11 protein-coding genes are annotated in these 12,695 nt (G+C 42.1%); all 11 read left to right on the top strand.

The genetic code is table 11. The features are described from left to right. Positions 1–8 precede the first annotated feature (8 nt). Positions 9–833: an SDR family NAD(P)-dependent oxidoreductase gene (locus D1B33_RS00575; protein ID WP_147370368.1), complete on the top strand. Its 825-nt coding sequence runs from the start codon at positions 9–11 to the stop codon at positions 831–833. Positions 834–1,462: 629 nt separating this feature from the next. Then, complete coding sequence (locus D1B33_RS00570; RefSeq protein ID WP_118874384.1) at positions 1,463–2,419, top strand: VOC family protein; 957 nt, start codon at positions 1,463–1,465, stop codon at positions 2,417–2,419. A gap of 26 nt (positions 2,420–2,445) precedes the next feature. Beyond that, the gene (locus tag D1B33_RS00565) at positions 2,446–3,234 is read left to right on the top strand and encodes an FAD synthetase family protein (RefSeq protein ID WP_118874383.1); all 789 of its coding nucleotides are present in this window, start codon (positions 2,446–2,448) and stop codon (positions 3,232–3,234) included. 11 nt (positions 3,235–3,245) lie between these two features. Beyond that, the gene (locus D1B33_RS00560) at positions 3,246–4,142 is read left to right on the top strand and encodes an isocitrate lyase/PEP mutase family protein (protein WP_118874382.1); all 897 of its coding nucleotides are present in this window, start codon (positions 3,246–3,248) and stop codon (positions 4,140–4,142) included. Then, complete coding sequence (locus D1B33_RS00555) at positions 4,139–5,560, top strand: FAD-binding protein (protein WP_118874381.1); 1,422 nt, start codon at positions 4,139–4,141, stop codon at positions 5,558–5,560. Before D1B33_RS00560 ends, D1B33_RS00555 begins: the two co-directional genes overlap by 4 nt. Positions 5,561–5,576: 16 nt before the next feature. After that, entirely contained in the window at positions 5,577–6,305 is a 729-nt protein-coding gene (locus D1B33_RS00550) for an SDR family NAD(P)-dependent oxidoreductase (RefSeq protein ID WP_118874380.1), read from the top strand. Positions 6,306–6,329: 24 nt separating this feature from the next. After that, on the top strand, positions 6,330–6,779 hold the full coding sequence (locus D1B33_RS00545) for a GlcG/HbpS family heme-binding protein (protein WP_118874379.1): 450 nt from the start codon (positions 6,330–6,332) through the stop codon (positions 6,777–6,779). A gap of 2 nt (positions 6,780–6,781) precedes the next feature. Continuing rightward, the gene (locus tag D1B33_RS00540) at positions 6,782–8,179 is read left to right on the top strand and encodes an FAD-dependent oxidoreductase (RefSeq protein ID WP_118874378.1); all 1,398 of its coding nucleotides are present in this window, start codon (positions 6,782–6,784) and stop codon (positions 8,177–8,179) included. A gap of 21 nt (positions 8,180–8,200) precedes the next feature. Then, positions 8,201–9,043 carry an aspartate/glutamate racemase family protein gene (locus D1B33_RS00535; protein ID WP_118874377.1) on the top strand — a complete coding sequence of 281 codons (843 nt, stop codon included), beginning with the start codon at positions 8,201–8,203 and terminating at the stop codon, positions 9,041–9,043. A gap of 362 nt (positions 9,044–9,405) precedes the next feature. Beyond that, positions 9,406–11,262 (top strand): XylR N-terminal domain-containing protein, encoded by a 1,857-nt coding sequence (locus D1B33_RS00530; RefSeq protein ID WP_118874376.1) that lies wholly within the window; start codon positions 9,406–9,408, stop codon positions 11,260–11,262. Between the two features lie 223 nt (positions 11,263–11,485). Next, on the top strand, positions 11,486–12,679 hold the full coding sequence (locus D1B33_RS00525; RefSeq protein ID WP_118874375.1) for an acyl-CoA dehydrogenase family protein: 1,194 nt from the start codon (positions 11,486–11,488) through the stop codon (positions 12,677–12,679). Positions 12,680–12,695 lie beyond the last annotated feature (16 nt).

Raw genomic sequence — 12,695 nt, 5'->3', positions numbered from 1 at the left:
TTCTATTGTTGCTGGAAAATAAAGTTGCTATCGTGACGGGTGGAGCCAATGGAATGGGCGAAGCAATTGTAAGAAAGTTTGCTTCGGAAGGTGCCAAGGTTGTGATTGCAGATACTCAGTTCGAGAAAGCGAAACTTCTGGCTGATGTTATAAGTTTATCGGGCGGTGTGTGCGAAGCTTTCGATAAGGTTGATATTACCCATAAGGGACAAGTGCAGTCGACCGTTCAAGAGACCATTAATCATTTTGGCAAAATTGATATTTTGGTTAATTGCGCAGGCTGCGTATTAAGTGATTATGGGACTTCAGACAAAATTACAATGGATGATTTTAATGAAGTGATTGATTTAATTTTGCATGGAACAATGAACATGATTCTGGAAGTGCTTCCGTTTATGAAAGAGAGAAAGTACGGGAAGATTGTCAACTTTACTTCGATGGGAGTAATTCATCCAGATTCCGTTGCATTGCAATACCACGCGGCAAAAGGAGCGATCGAAAGTATAACGGCAAATTTGGCGTTTGAGCTGGCAACGCAAGGAATTTACGTAAATTCCATTGCCCCGGGTGCAATCAAGAGCCCGTTTGGGGATAAGCTAATGACGCCTAGTGAACAAAGAGACTTATTGAAGAATCGATTGGCTGAAAAGGAAATTCCACTAGGCAGAATGGGCACTGTCGAAGATATCGCGGGGGTTGCGTTATTCTTGAGTTCATCTCTTTCAGACTTCGTAACGGGCGAAAAGATTCATGTAGTGGGCGGAAAAGGAAATATCAACTCTCACAATTCATCTTTCTTATCTTCCAAAGAAAATAGCGTGATTAATAAATAAATGAGATTTCAGTTGATGAGGCTGCCGAATAAGGTAGTCTCTTTTTTTGCGTTTTTATGGATATTTACCCATTGAAACAAACAGACGTTAGCGATCATTGTGGAAGGGGCAGCAGGTCTAATTGTCGTAGACTAGTTCAAGCAGATATCGAGCTCCTGAGTCTCCGAACGTGCTTCTCATGGACTGGTACAAGTGGATTTTAAGCTCTTGAGTCTTTGAGAGGACCTTTCGTGGATACTTGCAATTAAAATTCATGCTTGCCAGTCTCCGAGCATGCTTCTCATGGACTGGCAAAAGTGGTTTTGGAGCTCCCGAGACTTTGAGAGGACTTCTCATGGACTCACGCAAGCGTATTTCATTGCCCGAAGTCTTCGAGTGATCTTTGTAGAAAAAGTGTGCGCTTTTTAAGGTATCTAGCTGAGATCTTCAGCTTGAACTTAGAATAGTTACTCTTCATAAAAAACCAATAAAAACTTACAGAAAAACACTCCTAAGACAGATAATTTATCCTCTAGAACCGTAAAAATTATTCTTGTAAGATTTCAGTATATTCAATAAACTTTTAATTCTTTCAAAAAAAAAGAGATTAATTTGAAACCGCATACAGCAAATCGGATGGGGGCGATAGAATGAGTAAACCTGAACTAGCAAAGCTTGGTTATGTGGCATTGGTAACACCGGACCTTGACAAGTCTTTATGGTTTTTCAAAGAAGTCATTGGACTGGAAGAAACGGCTAATCAAAATGGTGTGCATTATTTGCGTGCATACGGCGATTTTGGGCACCACACTTTAACACTGGAAAAAGGGGAATCCGGCCATGCAAAATATGTTGGCTGGCGTACAAAAAAACGTGAGGACGTACAACTTTTCAAAGAAGCCCTAGAGCTGAAGGGTGTCGATGTGGAAACTGTTCCGGCTGGCACAACAAAAGGAATCGGGGAGGCGATTCGCTTCCAGTTGCCGAGCGGGCATTCATTTGAGCTTTATTATGACATGGAAAAGCCGGCAGTCGAAGCGCACCGTCGCTCTGTCTTGAAAAATCAACCGTACAAAGCATGGGCAAAAGGCATCTCTCCTCGCCGTTTTGACCATGTGAATATTCACTCCACAATTAATGTTCAAGAAACCTACGACTTCCTTATGGAACAGCTTGGCTTTAACATGCGCGAGTATGTCGTGGATGATGATGGCAATACCATTGCCGGCTGGATGAGCGTAACGCCGCTTGTACACGATGTGGCTTTTATTGCGAAACCAACATTACCAACTCCTGCGAGGCTGCACCACTTATCCTACTGGTCGGATGATTCGCAAGATATTTTAAGAGCTGCGGATATTTTAAAGGAAAATGGCTTGCAGTTTATTGGTCCCGGAAAGCACGGTGTCTCTCAAGCGTTGTACCTATACGTGATGGATCCAGGCAGTGGTTGCCGAGTCGAACTCTTTACGGGTGGATACCTGATTTTCGAACCGGATTGGGAGCCAGTCAAATGGACATTGGACGAACGGGCATTAAGCAATACTTATTGGGGCGATACAGTTCAGGATAAAGAATTGAATAACATCACGATTGAAGCAAAGTAGAAATCTAGAAAGAGGTGAAAGCTGCAGTGAAGACCATTGTCATAAATCAAAAAGATTTATTGTATTGGAAAACCCGAATGCCGAATCATGTGATTGCATTGGGCTTCTTTGACGGACTTCATAAAGGACATAAAGAGGTAATTGCGGCAGCGAAAAAAGTAGCTAATGAAAAACAATACCCGCTGGCCGTTATGAGCTTTTTCCCGCATCCCAAAAGTGTGTTATCCCACGGAAAGATGGAAGTGGAGTACTTAATGCCGCTCGAGTATAAAGAACATCAGTTAGCATTGTTGGAAGTAGATTATTTTCTCATTGTCGAGTTTACATTGGAGTTTGCTGCACTTTCACCTGAACAATTTATTCAAGATTATGTTGTTGGATTGGGAGCAAAACATGCTGTATGCGGATTTGACTACACGTACGGCAAAAAGGGAGCAGGTACAGCAACAACTATTATTGAACATGGATTGGGCGAGCTCGGTGTTTCGATTATTCCTAAGGTTGATTTATGCGGAGAAAAAATTAGCTCTACTCGTATACGAGAGCTGCTCTCTGAAGGCAATGTATCGTTCATTACTGAGCTGATTGGAAAACCTTATTCAGTAGAATGGTGTCCGGAAAATGGATTATTGCCATATTTTACGTTGCCGGCACCAGGCCTCTATGAAGCAACAATAGCAAATCAACTTACAGTCATTGAAGTGATCAATAAATCAGAAATTGACTTTGGAGCAATCCAACTTCCTCCAAATGGAAGAATAACGATTAATTGGCATAGGCAATTACGTGATGAAAAATACAAAGCGATCAGCTAAAGGGTGAGGATATGACGAAAAATAAAATCTTTAAATCACTATTGAAACAGCCGAATGCATTTATATTGCCCGGAGCTTACGATGGGATGACGGCAAGAATGGTTGAAGAATTCGGCTTTCCGGCCATTTATGCAACGGGTGCAGGCATCTCTAATTCCCAATTGGGCTGGGCGGATGTCGGTTTAACAACTTTAACGGAAGTTGCGGATGTTGTAAGCCGCATGGCCGATGTAACGACGATTCCTATTGTTGTGGATGGCGATACCGGATTTGGAAATGCCATCAACGTCATTCGCACGGTTAAAAGTTTGGAACGCGCAGGGGCAGCTGCCATCCAGCTCGAGGATCAAGTATCACCCAAAAAATGCGGACATTTCAATGGAAAACAAATTATATCCAAAACAGAAATGGTTAATAAAATCAAAGCGGCAGTGGATTCAAGAACTGACGAAAACTTTACAATCATCGCACGCACTGATGCCACAGCCATTAATGGTATTGAAGATGCCATTGAACGTGCAAATGCTTATAAAGAAGCGGGTGCCGATGTCATTTTTGTGGAAGCTCCCACAACGATTGAACAGCTAAAAGCCATCACGGCCGGGGTGCCGAATGTTCCGCATATTTTAAATATGGTGGAGGGTGGCAAGACGCCGCTTGTGTCGTTGAAAGAGGCAGAAGAACTTGGCTTCCATATCATGCTTTGTGCAAATACAGTATTGCGTTCTGCCATCAAGGGAATTAGAGAAAGTTTGTCTGTATTGAAGCGCGATGAATCCCAGGAAAATATCCATGACTATATTTGTACTTGGGAAGAAAGACAGAATTTATTCAAATTACATGAAGTGAAAAAATGGGAAGAAAAATATTTGCAAGATGTTGAGGCAAAGGAGGTCAAAATAAGATGACGCAAGAAGTGGATTTTGATTTAGCTATTATTGGGTGTGGAGCTGCAGGAACTTCAGCGGCACTGGCTGCAGCTGAAAAAGCAAAAGAACAAAACCAGCATTTAAAAATTGCCATATTGGAAAGAGCGGATTTTGACCACCGTGGTGGAAATACGAGATGGACGGCTGCTTATATGCGTATGGAAAATATCGATCAGCCAGCTCCTAATTTCGTGGATGATATGCTTGCTTTTTCGGAAAATTATTCCGATCGACGCTATATCGAAACACTGCACGAACATGCTGGTCCAACATTAAGATGGTTGGAATCCAAAGGGGTGGACTTCGACTATTTGCCTACGATGTTCCTGACTTCTTCAAAACCCCGATTGCTGCCAGTAGGGGGTGGCCGTGCCATTATCGATACTTTATCCCTTCGTGCGCGCGCTCTGGGCGTAGAAATCATTTACGAAGCGACCGCTTGGAATCTTTCACTCGATGAAAGCGGTGCTGTGAATGGATTGAAAGTCCGGATTAAAGGTGGAGAAAGCATGGAGTTAAAAGTAAACGCAGTTATTTTAGCTTCGGGCGGTTTCCAGGGAAATCAAGAAATGATGGCTCAATATATTGGCCGGGATGCCCATAAAATCCCGCCGGTTTGTGAAGGCGGTTACTTTAATAAAGGAGAATCGATTCGAATGGCTCTTGCTTTGGGAGCAAAAGGAGCCGGCCAATGGGATTCTTTCCATGCCGAAACGGTTGACCCGCGAAGCAAGCGGGAAGAAGCGGGCGTTATGCTCTACCCCTATTTTATCTTGGTCAACCAAGAAGGAAAGCGTTTTACGGATGAAGGATGCACAACGATTGATGAGCAATACGAAGCCGTTGCGCGAAAAATCTTCTATGAATGTACCAATCACGTAGCCTATATGATTGCTGATCAAAAAATGTACGAGATTCCAAATTACGAAGAAGCACTTCAAACCGAACAACCACCAATTGTAGCAAACACCATCGAAGAATTGGCCCAAAAGTTAAAAATACCACAAGAAAATTTAACAAAAACAGTAGAAGAGTTTAACCAGGCAGTTCAGCCAGGAGGTTTTTTATGGAATAAAAAAGACGGGAAAAAGGCGGTTGGCATTTCTCCTGAAAAATCGAACTGGGCCATTCCGATTGATCAAGGGCCATTTATTGCGTATCCGGTAATCTCCTGCAATGTATTTACAAACGGCGGAGTTGCGACCGATACGGACGGACGCGTCATTTCCAATGACAATGAACCAATTCCCGGCTTATACGCAGCCGGTGAAATGACGGGATTATATTACGGGAAATATCCTGGCGGAACATCCGTGTTACGAAGTTTGGTATTCGGAAAGCGTGCCGGTGAACACGCGATAAATTATATTTCTTCTAAAGAAAAATCTTATTCATAGGAAAGGGGTGCTGTTCTTGGAGTTAAAAGGGAAAGTGGCACTGGTGACTGGTGGCGGAAGAGGAATCGGCCGTGAAACCTGCCTATTATTGGCTTCATATGGAGCCGAAGTTGCTGTTTGTGCACGCAGCAAGGAAGAATGCGATGAAGTTGTACAAACCATTCAAGAACGATATGGGACAAAGGCCATGACGGTTTTATGTGATGTCGGCAATGCTGAAGAAGTAAAAAACTGTGCGGAACAGGTCAAACAGCAATTCGGCAAGATTGATATTTTGATCAACAATGCAGGTGTCATGAGTTTAAAACCATTTGTTGAAACATCCATTGATGAATGGCAATGGGTTCAGGACATTAACGTGAATGCTCCCTTCTATTTGTGCAAGGAAGTGATTCCGGACATGATTTCAAGAAAAGATGGGGTCATCATTAATATTGCTTCCATTTGGGGAACAAAAGGTGGTCCAAATCGCAGTGCTTACATTACCTCCAAGCATGCAATTATCGGATTTACGAAAGCGCTTGGAGAAGAAATGAAACCATACGGCATCCGGGTGAATGCGGTTAGTCCGGGACCCGTTGATACGAAAATGATGAGTGATATTGCACCGAATTACGATAAATCAGCCTGGCTGCAGCCGATTGATATCGCACATGTAATTGTTGATTTAGTATTGCCGAAATCAGTCGCCGTGACTGCAACAACAATTGAAGCCTTCGGAAAAGGCCAACCAGTTTCAAATTAAAATAACTTAAAAGGGGTAATCAAAATGACGGAATTTGTAACAACAATCGAATCAAAAAATATTAGTCTGGAATTTTCAAATAAATTACTGGAAGCAGCGGTTCAAAAAGGAAAAGAATTGGGGATTCCTTTCAGTATTGCCATCGTCGACAAAGTGGGGAACTTAAAAGCCTTTTCAGCAATGGACGGAGCGCCTGTATTAAGTCTGGAAATCGCGCAAAATAAAGCTTTCTCCGCAGCTGCTTATAACCGGGCAACTCACGAATGGTACGACCGCTTAAAAGATGATCCACCGCTTTTGCATGGAATTGTTCATACAGAACGACTAATTATTTTTGGCGGCGGTTATCCAATTAAAATAAACGATGAATTAATCGGTGGAATCGGTGTGAGTGGCGGCCATTATACGCACGATATGCAAGTCTGCGAAGCTGCGCTAGAGGTAGTTAATGAAGTTAATTCAAAGGTTGTGTGAAAATGACGGAAGATTATAGTGTCATTATCGTCGGTGCTGGAATGGCCGGACTTTGTGCGGCCTTGGAGGCTGGGATAAATAACGCCAAAGTTCTAGTCTTGGAAAAAGAACCGGCAATTGGCGGCAGTTCGTTACTAAGCGGAAGGTTTATGGCTTTTGCCGGGACGGACTTGCAAAAAAAGAATAATTTAATAGATTCCACGGAACAGCTGATCAGGGACATGCTGGAAGTAGGGCAGGGCAAAAATGAAAAGCATCTTGTTGAAGCTTATGGGCAACACCAGCTGGATACGTACAATTGGCTGGTCGACAAGGGTGTCGAGTTTGATGCTGTCCGTGCTGCAAGCGGTCATAGTGTTCCAAGGGGACATACAATCATACCCATTCAAGCCATCACAACTTTATATAATAAATGCATTGAAACGGGAAACGTAACGTTTACTTTGGAGGCGTCCGTAAAAAGGCTGCGCAAAAATACAGAAGGACGTATTTCAGTTGTAATGTACGAAAAAGACGGCCTTGAATATTTTGCAAAAGCAATTCATGGGGTCCTCTTGACTTGCGGCGGTTTTTCGAAAAGCGAGGAAATGCTTCAACATTTCGCTCCGCAACTAAATGCTGCATTGCGAATCGGCGGCAAGGGAAATGTCGGAGATGGCATCAAGCTTGCTTGGGAACATGGTGCGTGGGTCAGGGATTTGCCTTATTTGCAAGGAACTTATGGATTCCACCCAACTGCAAGTGGCGAAAAAAAATCGCAAGCCCATGTTTTTTATAAAGGTGCCATTATTGTAAATAAGCTGGGCAGACGATTTGTCAATGAATCCATTTCCTATAAATTAATTGGCACTGAGGCATTAAAACAGCCGGACAATATTAGTTATCAAATATGGGATCAAAACATTATGAATGAAAGTGTCCCTGGAGATGCGCTATATGACTTTGATAATTTATTTGCACTGGGTTTGATTGAAAAAGCAGATACATTGGAAGAGTTGGCTAATATCATAAAAGTTCCGGAGAAAAACCTAAAAGAAACGGTATCTCAGTATAATCAAGGAATCCAAAATGGGACGGACAAGGAATTTGGACGATCAACATTAACTCATACCTTTGGAGAACCCAAATCAATTAGTCAAGCCCCATTTTATGCAATGGTTACGACCACAGCGATGTTGGCGACCTATGCCGGCTTGGCGGTTAATGCCGCTGCGCAAGTATTAAATGCATTCGATGAACCAATAGAGGGGCTATATGCGGCAGGCGAAATCGTAGGAGGATTCCATGGAGCAGGCTATATGACGGGAAGCTCCTTGGGCAAAGCAGCCATTTTCGGTAGAATTGCTGCGCGCAGTGCAAGCGTTGCTCCTATCAGGATAAAAGAGAATTTATCAATTTAACTTTTTAGGATGTGAATACTAATGAAAATTTGGCATCAAAGTTTAACGTCAATTGAAAATGTTCCGGCGTATCGGGATGCGGTGATCGCTCATATCCAGAAAATCGCCCGCCCGGATGTGGAAGTTGTCTTGCACGGTATGTCAAATGAAACCTATCCAACGGAATATCCGGGGCATTTTATCACCTATTCCTATTTGCAAAATCTGCACCGTGAGCAATTCATACGAAATGCCCTTATTGCGGAAAGCGCAGGGTATGATTGTATGTTTATTGGCACAATACCGGACGTTGGATTGCTTGAAGCAAGAACGCTTGTGGATATCCCTGTCATTGGCTATGGGCAAGCATCGCTTCATATGGCATCGATGCTCGGTGATCGCATCGGTATTGTCAACTTCCTGGCTCCTCTAGCGGATCAGTTAAGGTACAACGCAAGCCGCTACGGAATGAGCGAGAAGCTGGGACCGATTGTACAAACAACTGTTGGATTTTACGACATTTTGGAAGGCTTTAAAAATCCGCAGCCTGTGATTGATTCGTTTATCAAAAGTGCGGAGGAAGCAATCGCACAAGGAGCGGATGTGATTATTCCGGGAGAAGGACCAATGAATGTATTCCTGGCAACTCATGGCATTTCGCGAATTGGGGATGTACCGATTGTGGATTCTTTCGGCGCCGGTATCAAAATGTGTGAATCGTTGACGGATTTAAAGAAATTTTCTGGCGTAACGATGACAAGAAAAGGTTATTTTAATGCTAAACCGCCTGCAGAAGCGGTAAGTAAACTGCGAGAATTTTATAATCAAGAAAGCAACATCCACCCAGGGCTTGATTATGGGCTATCTGTCCGGGCAAAGGTTTAGACGACGAGGCAACCTATAGGTAGGTTGCCTCGTTATTTTTCCGAAATTTCTCAATTTAATTACAAATTCTCGATTTTATCTAGTATTTTCTCGTTTGTTATCATATTATGTCGTTAAGGTGAATAAAAAAAGTGCGGATTTTGGAGTTGAAGTCTAGCTCCAGCGCCCAGCCCCTCGAGGTCGCTTCGGTTCCTCGGTCGAAAGCTGCAGTGATGCTTTCGATTCGGACCCTCCGCCGCACATGGATGGGCAAGTGCCGACAATGCTACACGATGTAGCGTTGTTGTCGGCCAGCGCTTGTCGGGGCTAATCAGGGCGCTTGCGCTTTTTCTAATAAGGTTTGTATAGAATAGGGGGATTTTATGTACCATTCGGACACATTCAATGATTATGAAGATAAAAAAATATCGACAACCTCCGCAACCTTTGGATTATTAAGAAAAGAGCTGATTAGCAACTTAGGGATGAAGAGAGCCAAAGCGTTTTTATTGAGATACGGTTGGAATTTGGGGGTAGCCAACGCAAAAGAAGTATTGCAAAATCCAACCAATTTGGAGGAAATGCTAAGCAAGGGTGGCGAACTGCATTTACAAACCGGCCAAATTTCAAAGATGATTGCCGAAAGAACGCTCAAAACAGATGAACAAGGGCGAGTTGCGTATATTTATGCGACCGGAAAATGGATTGACTCTTTTGAAGTAAACGAGCACCTTAAAAATCATGGACTTTCCGACCATCCGGTTTGCCATACGTTGGCGGGACTTGGAAGCGGCTTCACTTCACTGATTACTAAACGGAAGGTGTTCCTGAAAGAAATCAGGTGTCGTGCAATGGGCCATGATGAGTGCTGCTACGAAATGCGCTTGGAAGAAGAGTGGCAGGATGACCCTGAAATGCTCGAAGAAATCAATTTGTATAATGAGAGCAGCTTTATCGATGAATTAAATTACACGTATGAACAACTGCTTGATCAAAAAAATTATATTGAAAAGGTATCTACTTTTCATGACACGTTGACAACAAAATTATCGGAAGGTGATAGCGTTGATGAACTCCTTCAAACGGTATCCCAAACATTGGATCTGCCTGTGACGATTGAAGATTTGAATTTTCAGGCAAGAATGTACGAAGGAATCGATCAGGAGGCCTACGAACTATTAAACCAGGACTTCCTGAATTTTATATCAAGAACTAGAAGCGGCAAAATCCAGTCTGCTGCCTATCATAAAACCTTCATTATACGAGGAAAAATGCATAATCGTTTAGTGACTCCCATTGTTGTGCAAAATCAGGCGATCGGGTATATGACCTTTATTTATATCGATCAGTCCGTAGAACTTGAGAAAGATATGATGTTTTTACAGCGAGCTGCCAATGCTGCTGCACTTTGCTTTCTCAACGAAAAGACAAGCCTTGAAGCAGTAGAAAATATGAAAGGCTATTTTTTGGAACAATTGCTTTTAAAACAATATTCCTCTCAGTCGAGTGTCATTTATCGCGGATATTACATGGGAATTGATTTAAAAGAACCGTTCTATATTGCAACTTTGCAGCTAACCTCCAATGTGCGGGATACCTCCAATATTGAATTTCATGACGAAGTGATCCAATCTATTACACGTTATTTAGAGATGCAAAGCTATAAAATTTTGATTACGCAATTTGAAAAGCAAATAGTACTTCTCTTGCCGAAAGTGGATGATTTTAGATTCAAGTTGGAAAATATCTTGCAGCACTTGAAAAATCAGTTTCGCCTTACCGAATTTCGAATCGGCATCAGCGATGAATGTGAGTCGATTGACAACATCACGGAAAGTTTGGAAGAATCACAAATTGTTTTAAAAATCAATAACCAAGATTCCATCATTCTTTTTGAAAACGCAAATATTATCGGAACGCTGATCAATTCAAAAAATATGTCCAGCATCCGTCGGAAAGCACGGAAAGAATTGCAGCCAATCTTGCAGCTGAAAGAAGCAAAGAGGGATGAGCTATTAAAAACCATGTATGTGTTTTTAATGAATGGCGGGAATTTGCAACAGTCAATCAGTGACTTATCGTTATCCATGAGCGGTTTAATGTATCGCATTTCAAAGATTGAAAAATTATTAAACAAAGAATTGCGAAACCCTATTGCCGCTTATGAGTTATTGCTTATGTTGGATGCTCTGAAAATCCTGGGGGATATCGATGTATCGGGTTTACCAAAAAATGTGTAAAAAATTATTGAAATTAAGGTGTTTTATCGGCTAGGGGTTTGCTGATAAAATACCCTTTTTTGTTTGAATTGAGGCATTATAACGTCTTCGCACCAGAATTTAAAACCAATAATTTTTATTGAATTTTCACTTCATTCTTGAAAGGTTTTTTACCTTACATTTCTTAGCAAAAAACAATAAATTTAGATTAAGAAATCATATTTCATAGAGGGGTGTGGGGCATATGAGTAAACTATTAAAAGAAAATCATCCAGTGGAAGCGGCACAATCACTGGTACCTAAATTGCGGGAACGTGCACAAAAAACAGAGGATAGTAGAAAAATTCCCGAAGAGACCATAAAAGATTTAAAAGAAGGCGGCTTATTTACAATGCTTCGGCCAAAAAGATACGGTGGCCAGGAATTGAATTTACGTACTTATAGCGAAGCAGTTGTGGAAATTTCCCGAGGATGCGCTTCAACAGGGTGGATCGTTGCTCTTTGCGCCATTCGTGAATTAATGGTAGCAGAATCGTTCTCTGAAAAAACCCACCAAGAAATCTTTGGACAAAATCCTGAAGATGTCTTGTTTGCCGGCGTTTATGAGCCGAGGAAATGTGTCGTGAAAAAAGTGGATGGCGGATATTTAATTGAAGAAGGTTTCTGGATGTTCTGTTCTGGGTCCTTGCATGCAACATGGGGGTATTTTGGATTCCCAATCTATAACGAAGATGGCGTGATGGTGGATCAAAAGTTGATGACCGTGCCTTTTAGTGAACTTGAGATACATGATGACTGGCACACATTAGGATTAAGAGGAACAGGAAGCAATAGCGTGACCATGACAAATGTTTTTGTCCCGGATCATCGTGTTACATCATTTAACGAAGCTTTGAACGGTAACTTTGAATCGTCACATTTGCGTGACATTCCACTTTATCATTCGGCTTTATTCCCGGGACTTATTTTATCTCTCGGTTTACCTGGTTTAGGCGTTTTGAAAAATGCATTGGATATTTTCAAGGAAGCCCTTCCTTTCCGTAAGGCAGTTCATATGGGTGTTGAATATGTAAAAGATGCCGCAAGCACACACGCACTACTGGCAGAAGCTACCTTGAAAGTTGAAACCGCAGAACATTATTTCTACAACCTTGCAGATGAAATTGATCGTTGGGCAAATGACAAAAAGTATATGGAACGGTCTGCGCGGGTAAAAGCTTTGGCGGATATTGGCTATGCAAACAAGTTATTGAAAGAAGCGCTTGACTTATTGCTTTCCGGCAGCGGTTCAGGGTTTGTGTATAATGGGCATTCAATGCAGCGAATTATCAGGGATTTCTTAACATTGCACTCGCACCGTTCATTATCCCCGATTATTACAATTGAAAACTATGGCAGGGTTTTATCTGGTTTAGAAACAAACGCTCTGAGATTTTAAAAGAAAGAATGGGAGC

This window comes from Ureibacillus yapensis (assembly GCF_003515775.1).
In the GTDB taxonomy this organism is placed as follows: Bacteria; Bacillota; Bacilli; order Bacillales_A; family Planococcaceae; genus Ureibacillus; species Ureibacillus yapensis.
This window is presented reverse-complemented; position numbering and strand designations above follow the sequence as displayed.